Annotated in this window: 15 protein-coding genes; 8 read left to right on the top strand and 7 right to left on the bottom strand. The window is 49.2% G+C overall.

Annotated elements, in window-relative coordinates; all coding sequences use genetic code 11:
• The first annotated feature begins 252 nt into the window (after positions 1 to 252).
• Complete coding sequence (locus ABGV42_RS08505; RefSeq protein ID WP_347381287.1) at positions 253 to 1,272, top strand: dienelactone hydrolase family protein; 1,020 nt, start codon at positions 253 to 255, stop codon at positions 1,270 to 1,272.
• Between the two features lie 104 nt (positions 1,273 to 1,376).
• Here ABGV42_RS08505 and mnhG read toward each other — a convergent pair whose 3' ends face one another.
• The 6 genes from mnhG to ABGV42_RS08475 are packed head-to-tail and all read right to left on the bottom strand — an operon-like array spanning position 1,377 to position 7,282.
• Positions 1,377 to 1,769, bottom strand: coding sequence for a monovalent cation/H(+) antiporter subunit G (gene mnhG / locus ABGV42_RS08500; protein ID WP_110822468.1), 393 nt, complete (start codon positions 1,767 to 1,769; stop codon positions 1,377 to 1,379).
• Positions 1,753 to 2,037, bottom strand: coding sequence for a Na(+)/H(+) antiporter subunit F1 (locus ABGV42_RS08495; RefSeq protein ID WP_095287537.1), 285 nt, complete (start codon positions 2,035 to 2,037; stop codon positions 1,753 to 1,755). The genes mnhG and ABGV42_RS08495 overlap by 17 nt, the downstream gene beginning before the upstream one ends.
• Positions 2,037 to 2,513, bottom strand: coding sequence for a Na+/H+ antiporter subunit E (locus ABGV42_RS08490; RefSeq protein ID WP_347381286.1), 477 nt, complete (start codon positions 2,511 to 2,513; stop codon positions 2,037 to 2,039). Before ABGV42_RS08490 ends, ABGV42_RS08495 begins: the two co-directional genes overlap by 1 nt.
• Before the next feature lie 6 nt (positions 2,514 to 2,519).
• Positions 2,520 to 3,998 carry a Na+/H+ antiporter subunit D gene (locus tag ABGV42_RS08485; RefSeq protein ID WP_347381285.1) on the bottom strand — a complete coding sequence of 493 codons (1,479 nt, stop codon included), beginning with the start codon at positions 3,996 to 3,998 and terminating at the stop codon, positions 2,520 to 2,522.
• A complete protein-coding gene (locus tag ABGV42_RS08480) occupies positions 3,991 to 4,329 on the bottom strand; it encodes a Na(+)/H(+) antiporter subunit C (protein ID WP_347381284.1) in 339 nt (112 codons plus the stop codon). Before ABGV42_RS08480 ends, ABGV42_RS08485 begins: the two co-directional genes overlap by 8 nt.
• A 1-nt stretch (position 4,330) precedes the next feature.
• Positions 4,331 to 7,282, bottom strand: a complete 2,952-nt coding sequence (locus ABGV42_RS08475; protein WP_347381283.1) for a Na+/H+ antiporter subunit A — start codon at positions 7,280 to 7,282, stop codon at positions 4,331 to 4,333.
• Positions 7,283 to 7,587: 305 nt separating this feature from the next.
• Between ABGV42_RS08475 and ABGV42_RS08470 the strand changes: the two genes are divergently transcribed.
• Together ABGV42_RS08470 and ABGV42_RS08465 are read left to right on the top strand one after the other, a co-directional pair.
• On the top strand, positions 7,588 to 9,252 hold the full coding sequence (locus ABGV42_RS08470) for a diguanylate cyclase domain-containing protein (protein WP_347381282.1): 1,665 nt from the start codon (positions 7,588 to 7,590) through the stop codon (positions 9,250 to 9,252).
• A 27-nt stretch (positions 9,253 to 9,279) separates the two neighbouring features.
• The gene (locus ABGV42_RS08465) at positions 9,280 to 9,801 is read left to right on the top strand and encodes a hypothetical protein (protein WP_347381281.1); all 522 of its coding nucleotides are present in this window, start codon (positions 9,280 to 9,282) and stop codon (positions 9,799 to 9,801) included.
• 83 nt (positions 9,802 to 9,884) lie between these two features.
• On the opposite strand, the gene ABGV42_RS08460 is transcribed toward ABGV42_RS08465, so the two are convergent.
• A complete protein-coding gene (locus ABGV42_RS08460) occupies positions 9,885 to 11,009 on the bottom strand; it encodes a GGDEF domain-containing protein (RefSeq protein WP_347381280.1) in 1,125 nt (374 codons plus the stop codon).
• Between the two features lie 222 nt (positions 11,010 to 11,231).
• On the opposite strand from ABGV42_RS08460, the gene ABGV42_RS08455 reads away from it, so the two are divergent.
• The 5 genes from ABGV42_RS08455 (at position 11,232) to ABGV42_RS08435 (ending at position 20,960) form a co-directional block, all read left to right on the top strand.
• On the top strand, positions 11,232 to 17,951 hold the full coding sequence (locus ABGV42_RS08455; RefSeq protein ID WP_347383181.1) for a DUF7507 domain-containing protein: 6,720 nt from the start codon (positions 11,232 to 11,234) through the stop codon (positions 17,949 to 17,951).
• Positions 17,948 to 19,639, top strand: coding sequence for a DUF11 domain-containing protein (locus tag ABGV42_RS08450; RefSeq protein WP_347381279.1), 1,692 nt, complete (start codon positions 17,948 to 17,950; stop codon positions 19,637 to 19,639). The genes ABGV42_RS08455 and ABGV42_RS08450 overlap by 4 nt, the downstream gene beginning before the upstream one ends.
• A gap of 156 nt (positions 19,640 to 19,795) precedes the next feature.
• Positions 19,796 to 20,053, top strand: coding sequence for a YolD-like family protein (locus tag ABGV42_RS08445; RefSeq protein WP_110822460.1), 258 nt, complete (start codon positions 19,796 to 19,798; stop codon positions 20,051 to 20,053).
• A 93-nt stretch (positions 20,054 to 20,146) separates the two neighbouring features.
• Positions 20,147 to 20,266, top strand: coding sequence for a hypothetical protein (locus ABGV42_RS08440; protein ID WP_017688846.1), 120 nt, complete (start codon positions 20,147 to 20,149; stop codon positions 20,264 to 20,266).
• A 190-nt stretch (positions 20,267 to 20,456) separates the two neighbouring features.
• On the top strand, positions 20,457 to 20,960 hold the full coding sequence (locus ABGV42_RS08435) for a ferritin (RefSeq protein WP_095287527.1): 504 nt from the start codon (positions 20,457 to 20,459) through the stop codon (positions 20,958 to 20,960).
• Position 20,961: the final 1 nt, after the last annotated feature.

The following is a 20,961-nucleotide window of genomic DNA, read 5'->3' as shown; positions in this document are numbered from 1 at the left end:
CGTTGGGATAAGAGAGCCACCACATGAAAAAGGGAGATTCTTGAAGTCTGCATTGCAGGCTTGGGGAATGTCTCTTTTTTCATAAGAATAGCAGGGTTTCGGAGTAATCAGGCATTAATGTTGAATTCATATGCAATGGGCTTGTTCTATAATGTACTGGAAAAAGTAACTATTCTCGACCCGTTTAGTTCGTCTTTTATGTTTTATTTCATATGGATTTGAAGCCCGAATGAACAAGGAGGTATACCATGGATGGCTGCGATTGAATCTTATCTGCAAAAACAAACGACCGAGCGCGGACGTTCCGCATATCAGGCAGGACAGCCTCTGGAACAATGGAGCGAACAGCTGCGAACGGGAATACGTGAACGGCTGGGTGGTTTCCCGGCTGTCGATGCAGAACTGAATGCTGTCGTGCTGGAGCGTGTCGCCTGCGAGGGCTACGTGCGGGAACGCGTAGAAATTACAACCTATACAGGTTTGCGAATGCCAATATACGTATTGATTCCAAATGAGTTAAGGAGTACAACTACACCTGTACCCGCCATGATTGCCTGTCATGGTCATGGTTATGGGAGCCGGGAAATAAGCGGCATGGAGCCTGACGGCTCGCCGCGAGCGGCAGCACCAGGGCTGCATAAGGATTTTGCCGTATCCCTGGTGCAGCGCGGGTATATGGTTGCGGCTCCCGAATTGCTCGGATTCGGTGATCGAAGACTGGATGAGGATAAGGATGAACCGCCAGGGATCAGTTCCTGCACGAAGATTGCAGCTCATCTGCTCATGGTAGGACAGACACTGGCCGGACATCGTGTTTACGAGACGAAGCGGGTCCTGGATTATTTGTCTACCCGTCCTGAAGTCGATGCACAGAGAATTGGGATCATGGGCATATCGGGTGGAGGGCTGGTTGCTGCCTTTACTGCCGCGCTGGATACAAGATTCCGGGCAACTGTAATCAGCGGATATGCGAGTACCTTTCAAGGAAGTATTTTGGACCGGAACCATTGTCTCGACAATTACGTTCCAAGCATCCTGCGGGAAGCGGAGCTTCCGGATATTATCGGTCTGATTGTGCCAAGACCGTTATTCATAGAGGCAGGAAGGGAAGATCGGGTGTTTCCACAGGCCGCGGCAAGAGAAGCGTTCGCAAGGCTCGAGGAGATTTACTCACAAGAGGGTGCACTGGATGCTCTGGGTGCGGATTTCTTTGCAGGTGGACATGAGATTAGCGGCGCTAAAGCCTATGATTGGCTGGATACGTTTTTGTGAGTACCGGGTCACTGAACCCGAAAACAACCCCGTAACAATACGCATCTAGTGCGTATGCTGCGGGGTTGTTTTTGATTTTTCCAATATGAAAAAAGGTACCTTCATCATTCCATCATATCCTTGGCCTCATGGTTGACTTTTTTACCTTTGAGCAGCGGTTCAAGTTCGTCCTGTACGCTCTGTTCCCACAGTGGAACGTCTGTCCGATATGCTGCACGGGCATTCAGGTGCCCGGCAACCGGAGCGGTAATAAAGACAAACACAATGCCAAGAAGTACGCGTGCACTAATGTAGTTGTCGAAGTACCAGAAAAAGAAAAATGTTCCGATAAGTACGCAAAACACACCGAGTGTAGTACTTTTCGTTGCGGCATGTGCGCGCAGGTAAACGTCTGGTAGTCGTATGAGTCCAAAGGCGCTGAGTGCACTTAGTAAAGCTCCGCACAGAACGATCAGACCGATAGCTATTTCAGCGGTTCCATTAACGATCTCCTTCATTTTTGAATACCGCCCCCCGTTCAATATAACGTGCGAATGCGACCGTACTGAGAAAAGCAAGAATACCAATCAGCAGGATGATATCCAAATAGGCCTGCGTATGAAGCATCATGGACAGAACAGCCACAATGGCAATCACGTTAATACCGATGGTATCCAGAGCGGTAATCCGGTCAGCCATCGAGGGTCCGCGCAGCACCCGGTATAGGCACCCCAGGATCGCCAGGGACAGTACAAGCAGGGAGATAAACAGCATTGAGGATAACATTATCGCGTCACCTCCATAATGGCTTTTTCAAACGTATTTTTGATATCATCCCTCATTTTCTGTTCATCCTTGATATCCAACGCATGGATGAAAAGCTTCCGTTGATTGCCCGATATCTCAAGTGGTAATGACCCTGGTGTTAATGAGATGAGCAGGCATAAAAAGGTAACCTCCCAATCGGAGGACAATTGAGTCCGATAGGTGAAAATGCCGGGCCGAATTTCAAGCCTTGGCTTGATGATCTGACGAATGACCTCGATACTGGCTCGTATTAACTCCTTGAACAGCAGGAAGAGCAGCTTAAGGATGGCCCAGACTCGTACGATATAGAAGCGCTGGGGGAAGAACCGCCGCATACTGCCGATCAGCAGCAGGCCCAGCAGGTAACCAATAAGAAAACCAACGCCGTTCCAGCTATTATTCAGAAACATCCATACAAAGGCAATAATAAGATTCAGTATGATCTGAAAGGCCATAAGCATCTACTCCTTCAATACAGCATCAATATAAATATTGGGATGCAGTAGAATGTCGCCTGCGCGGGAGGTTAGCTGAAACATTCCTTCAGCACCCAAGCCCATGACGATGATAAATATGAACAGAATGCCGGCAGGTATCAAGAGTCCGTTGACCGCGTAAGGGCGTCTAACGATGCCTGCTGGCGGTTCCCCCCAGAAGGCCTGAATGAAAATACGCAGAACCGAGTAGAGCATCAGCAGACTGGAGAGCACCGCAATCCCCGTAAGACCGTATAGCCCCGCCTGCAATCCACCTTCGAAGAGCAGCAGCTTACCCGGAAATCCACTGAATGGCGGTATGCCTGCCAGTGCTAGTGCACTGATGAAGAACATCCAACCCAGCAGCGGATAGCGCTGGAGCAATCCGCCCATGTTTTCAAGTTTGGATGTCCCCGCAACGGCAATCAGGGCACCTCCCAGCAGGAAGAGCAGCGTCTTGATCAACATATCATGCAGCATATAGAAGAGCAGGCCTTCCAGAGCCTGGCGACTTGCTGCGGCCATGCCGAAGGCGACAAACCCGACACCTGCAACCACGTTGTAGACCAGAATTTTGTTCACGTCACGATACGAGATAGCGCCAATAACACCCAGAATCATGGTTGCGCCAGCCATCCAGCCGATTAATGCATTGAAGAAATCCGGATCATGATAAAAGATGAGCGTGAATGTGCGCACAATTGCATACAGTCCTACTTTGGTCAGCAATCCCGCGAACAAAGCCGTTACCACTGCAGGGGGAGCTGCATAGGAGCCTGACAGCCAGAAGAAGAGGAACAGGCCGGCCTTGATGCTGAATACAATGAGAAACAGGACTGCAATCAGCGTAATTACACCACTCTGTCCCACCTCGGCAATCCGATTGGACAAGTCCGCCATATTCAGCGTGCCTGTAATCGAATAGAGGAAGCCAATGGAGGCGACAAATAATGCGGAAGAAACAATGTTGATCAGCACATACTTGATCGTTTCGCGAAGCTGTCTCTCCGTTCCTCCCAGTACGATTAGCGCATAGGACGAGATCAGCATCAGTTCAAAACAGACAAAGAGGTTGAATATGTCGCCTGTCAGGAAAGAACCGTTCACCCCTGCGATTAAAAAGTGAAAGAAGACGTAAAAATGATGCTCTTCCCGCTCTTGGTTTATGCTTCGAAAAGCATACAGCAGACACGCCAGAGCAATGATGGAAGCAGCCACAACGAGCAGGGCAGATACCATATCCGCTACCAGAACGATGCCGTATGGCGGTGCCCAGCCCCCCATATTGAGGGTCTGAACGCCTGAATCCGCCACCTGTGTAATTAATACGGTTGATGCAGCAGCAGTCAATAAAGTTCCGATGACGCTGACTATGCGCTGAATGCGGATGTTTCGAAAAAACAGAATGGCAATAACGCCTGTAATCAGCGGCAGCAGCAAAGGCAGCACGACTAGATTATTCATATGGACGCCCCCTTACTTCTTCCATGTCATCGGTTCTAAGTTTTAAGTAAGAACGATAGGACAGAACAAAGAAGAAAGCAGTTAGCCCGAAATTGATGACAATGGAAGTCAAAATAAGCGCTTGAGGCAGCGGATCGACATAGCTTTCTGCATTTTCTCCCAGCAAGGGAGGAGCACCTGTTTTGAGACGTGACATTGTGATCAGCAGCATATGCACGCCATGAGTAAGGATGGACATGCCTAATACGATCCGGAGCAGGCTCCGTGACAAGATTAAAAAGACGGCGACGGCAAACAGTATGCCAACGGCAACGCACATCAATATTTCCATATCAGCGATCCTCCCCGATCTGTAGAATGATGGTCATGGTGACGCCAAGGACAGCGATATACACGCCGAGATCGAACAGCATAGCGGTAGCAAGCTCGGTCTCTCCCAGCAAAGGAAGTTCGAAATAACCGAAGGTCTGGGTGAGGAAGGGAGCGCCGAATAGAAAGGAACCGGCGCCCGTCAACAGGGCAATGGCCAACCCGACAGCCGTCAACGTACGAAAATCAATCGGCAGCGCCTTGCGAACCGTATCCGTACTGAAGGCAAGAGCAATCAAAACCAGAGCAGCGGCCGTGACTAATCCGCCAATGAAACCGCCGCCTGGATTATGATGTCCTGCGAAGAACAAATGCAGTGCAAAGGTCAGGATGATAAAGACAACCACTTTGGTTGTTGTTTGCAGCAGCACATCGTTACTCTGTAAGGGGACGGTATCCCAGGTGGAAGAACTGCGTTCCTGGTTGCCATATTTTTTCGTATTATCCGCTTCGTCATCCTGATTATCATTATCTTTGTTGTCTTCTTTTTTGCGGAATTTCAATCGTGCTCCGAGATCCTTGGCTTCAAGGTTCAGATTGATCATGGAATAAATGGATAATGAGGCTACCCCCAGCACCATGATTTCCAGAATCGTATCAAACCCGCGGAAGTCTACGAGCAGCACATTGACGACGTTTTTACCACCTGCAAGATCATAGCTCTCCTGAATGAAGAAATTGGAGATGCTCTCAAGCGAAGCTGTTCCGCTTGCGGCAAGAGCTACGAAAGTCATGACAATGCCCACGGCGATGGCGACAACCATGTTGACGCTGAGATACTTGCGGCTGGACCGTCCACGTTGAAGTTCAGGCAGATGGTAGAAGCACAGCAGGAACAGCGCAACCGACACGGTCTCCACAATCATTTGGGTTAATGCCAGATCGGGTGCACGGAACAATACAAATAGCAGAGTGACCAGATACCCGACAGCGCCAGTCATAATGACTGCAGAGAGTCTGTTTTTCGCAAAAGGAATGGAGACTGCCGCAGCAATCAATGCGATAAGCAGCACCGCTTCATAGAAAGAGAAGGGAGCATGCCCCTTGAAATTCCAGGTAATATTCTCCCCTGAACGGAAAAAGGCATATCCAAGCAGCGCAACGGTGAACGAGAAGATGTACACCAGATAATTCCGGACAGATCCGTTCATGTACGCTTCTGTCCATTTGCGGGCATAATGCTGCACATTATCGAGAACGACATGATAGATATTGTTAATGGTCAGGCCCTGCGGGTAATGTTCATACACATTTCTCCAGCGCGGTAACAGTTTATACAATGTGACTCCAAGAATAATGACACCGATGGTCATGATTAATTCCGGTGTAATTCCGTGCCATAGAGCGAAATGCACATCAAAATGTTCATTGCCTTCCAAAAGGGCTGGAAGCACGGAGGCCATCGCCGGCTCAATAAGCGATCCAGCCAGCAGATCCGGGAAGAGACCGAATGTTATGACGAGTACACCGAGGATAACCGGAGGAATCAACATACCCACCGGAGCCTCATGCAGCTTCTCAGGCGGAAGCTCCGTGCGGCGGTTACCGAGGAACGTTTTGAACACGATGATCAGCGCATAGATTAAAGTGAACACACTGGCGAGCCAAGCGAGTACAGGCAATAGGATGCTCCACGAACCAAGTCCGAAGATTTGGAGATGCGTAACTTCAACCATGGCTTGGAAGAACAGCTCCTTGCTCAGGAATCCGTTGAAAGGCGGTATGCCTGCCATGGCAAGAGCTCCAACAAGCGCTACAGTGAACGTGATGGGCATAAAGGAAGCGAGTCCTCCGAGCTTGCGAATATCGCGTGTTCCCGTTTCATGATCGACAATACCAACGACCATAAATAGTGCTGCCTTGAAGGTCGCGTGATTGAAGAGATGAAGCAGGGCAGCTGTAATTGCAACCGTATAAACGGCAGAGGACTCTCCATAACCAAAGTAGAGTGCGGCGGAGCCGACACCGAGCAGGGACATGATTAATCCAAGTTGTGAGATCGTGGAATATGCGAGAATCGCCTTGAGGTCGTTCTTTTTTACAGCAAGGAAAGATCCGTAACATAAGGTCAGGAGGCCTACGCCTGTAACTAGCCAAAACCACGTTCCCTGTCCTCCAAAAATCGGGGTGAAACGGGCTATGACGTACAGTCCGGCCTTAACCATTGTGGCCGAATGCAGATATGCACTGACGGGTGTTGGAGCTTCCATTGCATCCGGCAGCCAGATATGGAATGGAAACTGCGCAGATTTGGTAAATGCGCCGATCAGAATCAGGACAAGTGCAGGCAAAAACAGTGCGCTCTCCTGAATCTGTCCCCATTCCGTAATGGTTGCACGGATGCTGAACGTCCCCGTCATCAGGTACATCATCATGAATCCGGCCAGCATGGCGAACCCGCCAAATACGGTAATCAAAAATGACTTTTGTGCTCCTGATGTGGAGGCCTTGCGTTTGTAATGGAAGGCGATCAGCAGGAATGAGGTGATACTCGTAAGTTCCCAGAATCCGTACAATACAATCATGTTATCGGACAGTACGACACCCAGCATGGCGCCCATAAACATGAGCAAATACAGGTAGAAACGGTTCAAATCCTCTTTTTTGTCCATGTAATAAATGGAGTAAAACACCACCAGAACCCCGATTCCGGTAATGAGTAGTGTCAACAGCAGACTTAAGCCATCCAGATATAGATTAAATCCAATGTCCAGTGACGGAATCCAGGGCACATAACCGGATACCATATTCCGCTGAGACACGGCAGGTATGAGGCTTGCAAAATAACCGAACAACAGCGCCGGAACAATTAGAACCGGCCATCCCATATGTATTCTACGGAAGAAGCGGTTCAACATCGTAAGCAAAATCCCCATGGCAAAAGGGAAAATAACAGCAAGATGAAGCAGGCTCAATATTACACCCCCAATTTCTAGTTGAAGTTCTCTCTGTACGGCAAAATGCTGAATCATCATCTCATCATTGGATGATATGCTTGCTCTCTATATTCATAACCCAAGTCTGTATATACAGAATCGTGACTATTCTTTGAATGGAAGAAACACGGCGTTCCTAAGACGTAACTTTGCACCGGCATGTATAATAAAACAAGTCATTATTTCCGATAAAGATGAAAACGAATAGGTGACATCCCGTGTGCCCTTACAGCATGTTTCGTGTTGAAAAAGTAGGATGGTTTCACCGATTACTGGAGGCCAACATGTCTTACATGCTCAGAACGATACTAACCATGACCTTCGCCATATTATCCTTGCTGGTAACATTAACGATCGGTTATATTTTTAGTCAAAAATCAGCGGTTGCTGTTGAAACCGAGATCGGTCACTCTCTGACCAGTACGGCTTCCCAAACAGCTGACAAGTTGGACCGCTTCATGTGGGCGCGCTCTGGGGAACTGGACCTACTAGGCCAGATGGCTGGACTTGAAGACCGCTATGAACCTGCTGATATCCAGATGCTGCTGAATCAGCTACAGAATAGCTTTCCCTCATTCTCCTGGGTTGGATTCATGGATCCGAAGGGAAAAGTTTTGGCGTCAACGGATGGTATATTGCGCGGTGAAGATTTGTCTGAACGGCCTGTGTATCAGGAAGGAATTAAGGGTAAGTTTATTGGAGACGTACATAACGCGGTCCTTCTGGCCAAGCTGCTTCCGAACCCTTCAGGAGAACCGCTGCAATTTGTCGATATCAGCTTCCCCCTGAAGACTAAAAACGGGGAGGTTGCAGGCGTACTGGCTGCACATTTAAGCTGGGCGTGGGCAAAAGAGGTAGAAAAAGGCGTTTTGGAGCCTCTGAAGTATCAGGAGAAGGACATAGAAATGTTCATCGTGAGCAAAAGAGAGCACACGGTGCTGCTTGGTCCGGAGGAATGGGTTGGTAAACCACTGGAATTGTCCGAAATGAAGGCAGCGGAGATCAACAAGACAAGCTGGACCATAGAGGAGTGGGCGGACGGAAAGGAATATGTTACCGGACTCGCCTACAGTCAGGGGCATCTGGATTATCCGGGCCTTGGATGGACGATTGTCGTTCGTCAGCTCAAGTCAACGGCATTTGCGTCCGTATCCGACATGTTATGGTTTAATGTATGGGCGGGGCTTGCGGTTACCGTATTGTTCGCGCTCATTGGATGGCTGGTTTCTCGCCGAATCTCATCTCCAATTACACGATTAACGAAAGTGGCAGACCAACTTCGTGCAGGCGATCAGGTACAGATTCCGGAGAACAGGGGGATTAAGGAAATTGAAGTGTTGTCGCGCTCGCTCAGGGGAATGCTGACCGCGCTTACCAATAAAGACTCGGAACTCGTTTTCATGCAGAATTTGGCTCACTATGACCAACTGACAGGTTTGCCGAACCGGACAGCGCTCGAGGTTTATCTGGAGGAATCCCTTGAGACAGAGAGTGCAGATCATACACTGACGTTCCTCTATCTGGATCTGGATGGATTCAAAAGTGTGAATGATACCCGTGGACATCAAACCGGGGACGTCCTGCTCCAAAAAGTAGCTCATCGTTTGATCGCTCTCAGCCACGATAAGGGAATTACGGTTCGATTGGGCGGAGATGAATTTCTCATTGTACTCCGGTCCATCGGGGATAATCCGAAAGAAGAAGCACGCACATATGCAGAAGATATTATCCAAAGCCTGAATAAACCGTTTATCATTGAATATGAGCGGATCCACATTGGCTGCAGTATTGGTGGTGCCGAGTATCCGACAAACAGCAGCAATCCGAGCGAGATTATCCGTATGGCTGATGAAGCCTTGTATGAATCGAAGCGTTCGGGCAAGAATAGAATGACATTCTATGTGGATTTGAACAAGGATCATGGCGAACAGGATACCAAAAACAGCTAAGCATCAATAACGGACTGGAGGGAGTTCATGTCTGGAAATTATACGACCGTTCCGTACGGTTACGAGCCGCCTGCGGCAAGCCGGAAAGGCACACTGATTTTCTACGATTCATTCGAGCATGTTACCGATGAACAACTTGAACGTGCAGCAGTTACTTCGGATACGCGCGCGTTTACACAGTTGGTTCTCTATCCGCTGCATGAGAGCACCTTCAAGCGCATGAGCAAGGATGGGGTGCAGCCGTATTATAAAAGAGAGGACCGTCTGCATGAGTGGAAGCGAGATCATACGGGGTTCCGCATCAAGGTAGAGGGATTGGAAGGTAAGAGGAAGAAGTACACGCCGATTGATTCGGCTCTGCGTCATCTGACAGCTGAATATCCGGCACCTCATTTTCTGTATCTCACCTCTGAAATGGCGAATCTGTTTGCTTCCTTCGACTCGTTCAAGGACTGGATTACGAAACTGCGCCTCCTTATCGATGGTCAGCAAGATACACTTCATCCCAAGCTGGAGCAATATGCACATCGCTGGGAATGGGCCGAGTAAGAGGACTATTTTAGATGTGAAAAAAGTTGTACTGCACAACCGAATTCGGTTTGCGGTACAACTTTTTTGTCTTTTGTATGCATCTAAATCTGAACAAGGTCAATGGATGTCACGGTTTTGTTTTTACCTGTCCGTTTGGCAGCGTATAGACAGGCATCCACCTCTTCAAACAGTTTTTCTTTGGTGAGCCGGGCATTGAAACTTTTGAGTCCCACACTTACGGTGATGGAATTTCCCTCCAGTTCCAAATGGCCCATCAGGGCTATTTTCTGACGGATCTGTTCCACGAGAGCATAAGCCTGATCAAAAGACTGTTCAAACATAAGCAATGCGAATTCTTCACCGCCATAACGGGCTGCAATATCGCTTGAAGTAATGTTCTCCTGAATGACATGCGAAACTTTCTCCAGAATAATATCGCCTACCCGATGTCCATAGGTATCATTGATCGATTTAAAATCATCAATATCAATTAGTGCCAAATGAAGGCTCATACCGCTCTTGGCATATTCATAGGCTTTATCGTAATAATCTTTGAATGAACTCTGGTTATAGAGATTGGTAAGCCCATCGGTTTTGGACTGCTTGGTCATAATGGCATTCCGTACAATCAGTTCCTGCTTGGCTAACATGCTGTCCTTGAGATCATCCAGTACTTCCACGCCGCTTGTGACAATGACCTGGGCTACATATGTACCGACAATGAGAAAGGCTGGGATGGAAACCATGTCAAAGGAAGTCAAATAGGAACGATAGCCTGAATCAAACAGAACCAAAACATAACCCGTCGTTTGCATCAAACATGCGGTCCAGACTCGCTTTCTGCTAAAAAACAAAACAGACGTGAAGATGGGCAGCAGGCTGATCGCTTGAATAATTCGAATGTCATAATTGACATGAATGATCGTCCAGGCAACAACTGTGCTGGCCGCCGACATGGCATAGAACGAAAAGGTATTGAAGCGTCGGTCGATCCAGCTCGCGATCATAATGGAAGCAATACTTGAGGCTGTGGGCCAGATTATAACATGAATGATGAAATCCTCAGGAGTGCGATCATAGTCCAGAAACAGGAAACAGCCGATCTGAACGACGAAATGTGTGATTACGACAACCCAGTAAGCATGAAGCATTTTTTTAATCCATTTGGAATGCTTGAATTCATATTCTGTTGGAATATGGTTGCTATGTGTAGACAAACTCTTCATATATCACCGCTGACTGCATCATAATGGTACGACAGAATGACTCTCGTATTAGTTGATTATAAAACAGATTGTGCAAAACGCAAATGTTAATTAAATGGGTGAAAACAAAGTTGACATATAGCGCAGGACAGAGCAGAAACTTTTCACAGGGACAAACAAATATCGAAATGAACCTCATAGACTGAACCAAGGCTCCGTTACATACGATGATTACAATCCTTGATGAAGGGGGTGATCTCTATTCCTCTTGTCGTTCGTTCAACCGTCAACGCTACGGGAGCAATTACGTTTACAGGCAATACACTCGGTTTGAGTCGATCCGATACGGCAGGGGTGCCAGGAACACAGGACAGTATTGGCGCATTCACGACGACCAATACGGCCGTAAGTTTTGGGACATATCCTCTGGGTACGACAAATTTGTATCAGAGCAACAGCTCAGCTGCCATACTTGTCCTTCCAGCGGGGAGTACAGTGTTATACGCAGAATTGATCTGGGGCGGAAGCTATATTAATGGCAATGTGAACCTGAGTGCAGCCATCAACAATCCGGTCACCTTTATCACACCTGCAGGGACATCCAGCGTTACTCCTGACCCCGCGACATACAATCAATTCGATCTGGGGAACGGCGCTGCTGGTTATGTGCGTTCGGCCAATGTTACGACGCTGGTACAAAATGGGGGAGCGGGTACATATATCACCGGAGCGGTTGTGGGAACGATCGTCATCAACAATGATGCGACGGCCAACCATGCAGGCTGGACGCTAGGCGTCATTTATCAAAATCCGAACCTGCCCTTCCGAAACATGTCACTCCGGGCCGGCGGAGTACTTGTCCAATCGACTTCAGCACCGGTGGTTACCACACTGACAGGTTTTGCGACTCCGATCTCTGGCACCCTCGGAGGAAGAGCGCTGTTCAGTGCGCAGGAGGGTGACGCGAATCGGACCGGAGATCAGGCGTTATTTGGACCAACGTCGGCGACTTCGGTTGCCTTGTCGGGGCCCAACAACCTGGCTGCCAACTTTTTTGCATCCCAAATCAACGGAGATACCGGAGCACTCAACACGACAGGAACCTTTGGGACCCGGAACCAGATCAATGGAGCACCTGGCTCCAACATTTCCGGTGGACGTCAAGGTTGGGACATAACCAATGTGGATGTGTCTGCCAGACTGATTAATAATCAGTCTTCAGCTGTGTTGACATTAACCACATCGGGAGATGCGTACATCGTTAACGGTAATGCCATTCAGGTGGATATTAACGCACCAAGAATTACCGTATCGAAGGGATCAACGGCCACCGGTGCGGTAGCAGGGGATAGCATTCTCTATACGGTTACGGTTGCCAATGCAGGTACGGCCAGCGCCGCCAGCGTGGTTTTATCCGACTCTTTGCCTGCAGGACTGACCTTTATTCCAGGTAGCGTCACCGTTGCAGGCGTACCGCGTCCAACACTGGATATCACAGCTGGCATTCCGCTGGGCTCATTAAACCTGTCCAGCAGTATTGTTGTAACTTACCGGGCACTTATCGGACAGGATGCAAGCATTTTGCAGCTTGTGAATTCGGCCAATGCGGCATTTACGTTTCAGAGTGTGGCCGGAGGTCCGACCATAACAGGCGTAATTCCCTCCAACAGCTCCACACTTCCTGTATATTCACCAAACCTGTCCATTGTGAAGTCGGCGAGTACAACCAATGCCACGGTGGGTGATACGGTAACGTACACGCTTCAGGTAAACAACGGAGGGAATGTTGCGGCGGTCGTTACATTGACAGACAACATCCCAAGTGGCAGCTCGTATGTAGCAGGCAGCTTCCGTCTGAACGGAAATGTAATAGCAGGTGCTAATCCTGCCACAGGTGTAAATTTGGGCAGTCTTGCTGCAGGGAGCGCAAATACCGTAACCTTTCAAGTCCTCGTCACAAGCTTGCCAACACCGCCAACTCTTGTGGATCAGGCCACCGCTTCATATTCATTCAACTCGCCTGACGGACGGACGGTAACGGGTACACTAGCATCAAACACCCTGACGATTCCGGTGACATTACCCAATGTAACCGCGGTGAAATCGGCTTCGGTCAGTGACGTAGCCGTAGGGGAGACCTTTACCTACACCGTGGTTACCACGAACGGCGGTATTCAACCGATTAACAATGTGATTCTTACGGATTCTCTCCCTGCAGGAACTGTATTTGTTCCGGGGAGTGTGACAGTAAGAGGTTCCGTTGTAGCATCGGCTAACCCGAACAGTGGCATATCTATTGGAACACTGACCGCCGGAAGTTCCGCGACGGTGACGTTTCAGGTTACGGTGCAATCCTTGCCCGTATCAGGTTCGCTCCTTAATCGGGCTGCTGTGTCCTATAGTTCAGGTGCATTTACGGGCATTGCCAACTCCAATTCGATTACAACCCCTGTGTACCAGCCGATCATTGCCATCAACAAGTCGGCGAGTCAAACGAATGCGACACTGGGCGATCAGCTTGCATATACGCTGGTGGTGACAAACAGCGGAAACATTGCGGCTCAAGTTACGGTAACCGATACCATTCCGGCTGGACTGACGTTTGTTCCGAACTCAGTAACGGTGAATGGTACTGCGCGTCCGGGAACCAGCCCATTAACCGGAATAACGCTGGGAAGTCTCCAGCCAGGAGCCACCGCAACGGTAGTGTTTCGCGCTACCCTGAGTACACTTCCATCTCCGCCAACACTGGAGAATCAGGGTACTGCAACTTATACGTACCAGCTTCCGAGCGGACGGAATCTCTCAGGCAGCAGTCAGTCCAATATCGTTCGCATACCTGCATCGGCACCCAATATCTCCATTAGCAAAACCGTAAATACACCAGATGCCACGGTAGGCGACATCCTTACCTATACCGTTATTGCAACCAATGCGGGCATTAGTGCGGTCCAAAATCTGGTGATTTCGGATACACCGACCGGATCGGAATTTGTACCAGGCAGTGTCACCATTAATGGAACAGCTGCCGGAAGTGCAAGTCCGGTTTCGGGTATTGCTGTAGGAACCCTGAACAGCTCAAGCAGTGTCACCGTGACCTACCAGACCAGAGTGACGTCTGTTCCTTCCACAGGTTCAGTTACCAACCGTGCAAGCGCAGCGTTTACGTCGGGCAGTTTTAATGGCGTTTCTTCATCAGTTACGGTTAGCACACCTATATTTCAACCCGTCATTCAAGTGGTGAAATCGGCAAGCACAACCAATCTGACGGTAGGCGATACCTATAACTACAGCATCCAGATTAACAACACAGGTAACATCGCGGCTTCGGTTACCTTGACGGATCCGATTCCTGCGGGAGCGGTATTCAGTACGAACAGTGTCATTATTAATGGTGTACCTACACCTGGTGTAAGTCCGGCAACAGGGATTAGTTTGGGATCAATCGCGGCTAACTCAAGCACAACGGTGACCTTTGTCGCAACGGTCACCAGCTTGCCTGATTCGAGACAGTTGACTAACCAGGCGATCGCTTCATTCTCCTACACGCTTCCAAGTGGAAGAACGATTGCCGGATTCTCGTCATCCAACACCATCACTATTCCTGTCTCTCTGCCCAATGTAACGATTGTTAACAGTGATAATGTAGAGTACGGCGTAGTCGGGGATGTCATCAGGTACACTTCTGTTATTCGCAACAACGGCACAGTAGCCGTTAACAATGTGGTATATGTCAACCCTCTTCCTCCGAATACCCCATTTGTACCCGGAAGCGTCATTGTGAACGGGACTTCATTCCCGCTCTCCAATCCGACCGCCGGCATTCCAATCGGTACTTTGGCTCCAGGAGCTGAGGTGACCGTAACTTTTGAGGTGACGATTACCATGCCGATCCCTTCACAGATTAACAATCAATCGACGGTCAGCTTCACATCTGGTTCATTTTCGGGGTCATCATCGTCCAATACGACACAGACTCCGGTTATACAACCGCAGATTTCACTTGTCAAAACGGCCAATACTGTCAATGCCACCGTAGGTGATACAGTTGTATACACGGTGACGGTCAGCAACACTGGCAATTTGCAGGCCAATGTTACCGTCACAGATACGATTCCTGCTGCGACTTCTTTTGTAGCCAACAGTGTTGTGGTATCTGGTGTGCCGCAGCCTGGAGCGACGCCGGGAACAGGTATTCAGGTAGGCATTGTAGCAGCGGGAGCAACAGCGGTTGTCACGTTCGCTGTTGTCGTGGATACACTTCCGTCTCCGCAGCAGCTTAGCAACTTTGCTACATCTTCCTTTACCTTTACACCTCCTGATGGACGAACGTTAACAGGAACAGCCACTTCAAATACATTGACGTTTCCGGTCTCATCTCCAAACGTTGCTGTCGTTAAAAGTACACCTTCAACTGTGGCTGCCGTAGGTGATACCGTCACTTACTCCATACAAGTAACGAACAGCGGTATAGCACCGGTAAACAATATTCAGTTTTCGGATCCGATTCCTGCCGGAGCCTCCTTTGTCACCGGCAGTGTGACGGTGAATGGCGTAGTGCAACCCGCAGCCAACCCGGCAGGGGGGATATCGCTCGGGACACTTGCTCCAGGAACTTCAGCTACCGTAACTTTCAGCATTCGTGTTGATGCGATCCCTCCAAGCGACCAGTTGAGTAATCGATCCACAGTCAGTTTTACCTCAGGGGCATTCTCAAGTACGACGTTTTCCAATACGGTGGTCACACCGGTATTCCAGCCTATTCTCTCAGCAACCAAGACGGCAAGCACACAGAACGCTACCGTAGGTGACACTGTTAGTTACACGATTACCGTCGCCAACACGGGTAACTATGGGGCCCAGATTAACCTGACAGACAATATCCCTGCGGGAACCGTTCTCGTTCCGAACAGTGTCATTGTGAATGGGCAGCCGCTGCCTGCCGCGAATCCAGCCACAGGTATTTCGGCAGGGACTGTCGCTGCTGGTGCAACAACAACCATTACTTTTTCTGTGGTCGTTGATACCTTACCATCTCCACAGCAGCTGGTGAATCAGGCGGCGGTGGCTCTTTCCTTCACCTTGCCTGACGGACGGAGCATCGCAGGTTCGGTGCTGTCCAACGTACTGACCATTTCGGTCTCGGCTCCGGATGTCGATGTAGTGAAATCGACGACGTCAACGGCGGGATCTGTCGGTGATATTGTGACATACAGCGTCGCAGTAACGAATAACGGAATAGCTACGGTGAACAATGTAGTCTTCACGGATGCAGTACCGGCAAGCACTGTCCTTGCGCCAACCGGCGTATTTGTAGATGGTGTGCTCCGCCCGGGTGCCAACCCTTCCACCGGAATAACCATCGGCTCCATCGCGCCTGGTGCTACCGTGACCGTTGTATTTAGTGTGCAGGTTACTTCGCTTCCGGCAAGTGAAGCTTTGAACAATCAGTCCACAGTCAGCTTTACATCAGGCGTGTTCTCGGCCACAACTTTTTCCAATACGGTTACAACGCCGGTGTACCAGCCGATTTTGACAGCGGTCAAAACGGGAGATCAGGCAATAGCCACGGTAGGGGATACCGTTGTGTACAGCATTGCCATCTCCAATGCCGGGAACTACGGGGCCTCCGTCACGTTGACCGATACAATCCCTGCCGGAACTGAACTTGTACCCAATAGCGTTATCGTCAATGGTGCATCCGTACCGGGTGCCGATCCGGCTTCGGGCATTCCACTTGGCGTCGTTTCAACAACAACCATGGTCATGTTCTCGGTTGTCATTGTCACTCTTCCTTTGAGCCAATCCATTACGAATCAGGCTTCTGCAACCTTTACGTATACGCTGCCAGACGGAAGAACACTGGGAGGCAGTCTAACATCCAATTCCCTTAACATTCAGGTATCTGCTCCGGATGTTAGTGTAACGAAAACGACAGCGGCAGTGGATGCGGTAGTAGGCGATACCATCGTATATGAGATGGTTATAACCAATAACGGAATCGATCCCGTTAACAATGTGGTGTTAACCGATCCAATCGATCCAGCCACCACATTTGTCGCTGGGAGCGTCCTGGTGGACGGTGTTCCGCGTGCCTCGGCTAACCCTGCACTGGGCATCGCTATTGGATCTCTGGCCCCAGGAGCCTCCGCAGCAGTGTCCTATGCGGTGCGAGTTAATACGCTGCCTGCACCACCTGTGGTGAGCAGTCAGTCTGCCGTAAGCTTCACATCGGGTGTCTTCTCGGGTGCTTCATACTCGAATATCGTAGTAACACCGATCTATCAACCGATCATAGCCGTAACCAAGACAGCAAGTACATCCAATGCAACGATCGGAGATACTATCGTGTACTCTTTCTCCATTAACAACAGCGGAAATCTGGCTGCCAATCTGACATTGACGGATAACATTCCGGATGGGGCTGTGCTTCTTCCGAACAGTGTATTGATTGATGGTGTTCCACAACCAGGTGCCAATCCGGAGACAGGAATTGTTGTGGGTACCATACCGCCAGGGGGATCCGTTAATGTGACAGTCACCCTTGAAGTTACTGTGGATTCGCTGCCGCAGAACCAGCAGTTAGTCAACCAGGCCGTGGCCACTTATACGTTCAGTCCGCCGGATGGCCGTCAGTTGACGGGTACCGTGTCTTCCAACGTCCTCGTGATTCCTGTATCAGCACCTAACGTCACTGTTGTCAAAAGCACAGACGCCATTGATGCTGTTGTCGGTGATGTAATTACTTATACGGTTGTTGTTACAAATGCCGGTATTGAAGTGGTCAATAATGTGGTCATGGTGGACCCTGTACCAGCAGGAACGGTGTTTGTACCCGGAAGCGTAACGGTAGATGGAGTGCCAAGACCAACCGGCAATCCGAATACGGGAATAACGCTCGGATCGATCGCTGCTGGTGCTTCGGTTACCGTTACATTCAGAGTAGAGGTCGTGGTGATATGAGCCAATCTTCCGGTCCGTTGTCCCACTGGCTACAGAATCAGTCACTGGTTCGATTCAGCTCGGGTACGACTGAACTGGAACAAGTGGCCTACTCCAATACCGTAGTCACACCATGGGTTGGACCCAGACTTGAAGTAAGAAAGGAATCCAATGTGACTGTTGCTGCACTGGGACAGTCGCTAACTTATCAGATTGAGATTACGAATTCTGGTAATCGAACTGCCATCGTATACGTAGTAGATCCGCTCTCGGAAGATACGTCACTGCTTCCGAATAGTGTACTTCGTGATGGCGTTCCATTACCCGGTGCATCACCTCAGCTTGGGCTGCCTCCTGCAGAGGTTACGCCGGGAGCTACACTGCGCTACCACTTTCAAGTTGCCATCGTGCGATTACCTCCGACATTGAAGCTGCTCAATCAGGCACAGGTTAACTATGAATTTCTAACACCGGAAGGCAGGACGGTTACAGGCCGAGAACTATCCAATACGGTTGAGGTCACTCTGGCCTCATCCCGTCTGGAGGTTGCCCTTCAGTCGGACCATATCCCGACCTTTTCAGGGGATATTGTTTTGTACAGTGTCGTTGTGAGCAATCCTGGATTTCTGACAGCTGCAGGTGCCAAGGTGACCATCGCTTTGGCTCCTGGCCTTGTGTTTATTCCTGCAAGTGTTGTAATTAACGGAATGTTCGCCCCCCAGATGACCCCGGATTCTGGAATAGAGATCGGTGACATTGAGCCCAGAAGTTCTGTCCGTATTCAATATCGGGTCCAGGTGGTTTCGGTAAGGGATGCTGAAAGTATTCCAACTCAGGCGGTGCTGGAGTACACTTCTGCAGGCAAGCGGGAGATCGTTTACTCGAACGAAGTCACACTTGAAGTCATCCAGCCATTTATTTCGATTCAAAAAAGGGTGCTTCCAGAGATTGCCTCAGCCGGGGATACGGTACGATATGACATTACCATTGCGAATGAAAGCAATTATGCGGTGGATGCCAAGGTATCAGATTCATTGCCGGCCGGCATGACCTTTGTGGAAGGGAGCCTCAGCTGGAATGGTGTCAAACGGCCCGGGGCCAATCCGGTCAAAGGAGTGAGCCTGGGGACATTGACTGCACGGTCTGTCATCAATATTCAATTTGAAGCAAAAATTATAGAACATGGGACTGCCATGCCTGATCCATCCAAACTGGTTAACCAGGCGCGTCTCTTGTATACGTATCGATTGCCGGATTCACGAATGGTGCAGCGCATGGCCGCCTCCAACGAAGCGACGATCTACCTGAAAGGCCCGATTATCAAGGTTCACGTTGAAGTGACTCCTCATTTGGTCGAGCAGGGTGGATCAGTCACTTTTCAGGTCCGGGTCGAGAATATAGGCTCACTGCCTGCCCGTGTACAATTGACAGGCGTTCTTCCACCGGGAGCCAAGTGGCGAGGACAAGAGGAAGGTCAGGTTCAATGGAGCATACCCGAATACTCTTCGCCAAGGTATCTGCATCTGGGGGAACTGGTTCCAGGTGCGCAGCGAAATATCTCCTATGCAGCGCAGCTGTCCGCGGAGGACACGGGAACCCTGAAAGGTTTCCTGACTGCTCTGTACACCTATGAACTGAACGGAAAGAAACGAAACGGTGAAGCCCGATCGAATGAGTACACGATTGTTATCGAGTACCGTGAAGAATAACGCAATCCAGCTTACGGTGATGAATTGGGAAATTTGCTCCAAATGACTTCCATGACATTACACGAACGCAAATGAATGGTATACTAATTGAATATGCCCTCGGCAAACAACCCGTGGAATCGGGACGTCGGATTAGCTGTAGAGGAGGCCTCCACATTGGCAAAAGCAAAAGTCGCAAAAAGACCTACTAGGGATGAATTTGAGCTGGAAGAGTTGGGGAATCAATTGGTTGAAGCGTATCACGAGCGTTCGGAAGTACTGTTGACGGTATGGGGGAAGGAAGAGCAGGTACAAGGGGTTATTGTCAAGCTGGATTCCCGCACTCGGCTGGTACATGTAGAATACACCGAAGAGGAGTTTATGGCGAAAGTACCTTTTCTCGATATTATGCGGGTGGAATCCCCCCGTTATTAAGAAATGCAATTTTAAATATTAGGGCATTCGCCCGGTCAAACCCGTTCTTCCTGCATAAGATATCCCATACCTGTTGCAGAGGAGGTACGGTCAATGAGCGAAGTATTAGGTGGAGAAACAAGAGGCTACGGATACGGAGGTTTTACTTCTGTAGGTGCCATTCTGGTTCTGTTCATCCTGTTGGTTATCATCTCCAAAGCGTTCTTGGTATAATTCATTTCTCCAAATGAATGAAGGAAGCTCTGCCATGCCGGCAGAGCTTTCTTTTATTCAGATTCGTGTACGCTTAATATGAAGAACATAAATTAAGTCATTAGCCCATTTGGTAGATAATCCATGTCAGTTCCACGTTCATTATGATAGAATAGGACCATTCCTAGAGAAAGCATGAGGTGTGTCGAATATGAGTAAAGAGTTAACACAGGCATTGAACCAACAGATGAATTTTGAGTTTTATTCTGCCCATGTATATCTCGCGATGGCAGCATACTGTTCCAGTGAAAGTCTGGACGGCTTCGCGAATTTTTTCATTGTACAGGCTGAAGAAGAGCGATTCCATGGAATGAAAATATACAAGTTCCTGAACGATCGTGGACAACGCGCGACATTGGAGGCTTTGCCGGAACCGAAAAATGAGTATACTTCCATGCTGGATGTGTTTGAGCACGGATATGCACATGAACAGCAAAATACGAAAAAATTCTACAACCTGGCTGACCTTGCCTTGAATGAACGTGAGCATGCTACGATGTATTTCCTGAAATGGTTCATTGATGAGCAAGTAGAGGAAGAAGCATTGTTTGACAGCATCATTCAAAAGCTGCGCCGCATTGAAAAAGACAGCAATGCCTTCTATATGCTGGACGCTGAATTCGGGAAACGTTCGTTCACTGCTCCTGCAGAGTAAT

Origin of the sequence: Paenibacillus pabuli, from assembly GCF_039831995.1 — a bacterium.
Classification (GTDB): Bacteria; Bacillota; Bacilli; order Paenibacillales; family Paenibacillaceae; genus Paenibacillus; species Paenibacillus pabuli_C.
Note: the sequence above shows the minus strand (reverse complement) of the source record. Positions and strands in the feature narration are given on the sequence as shown.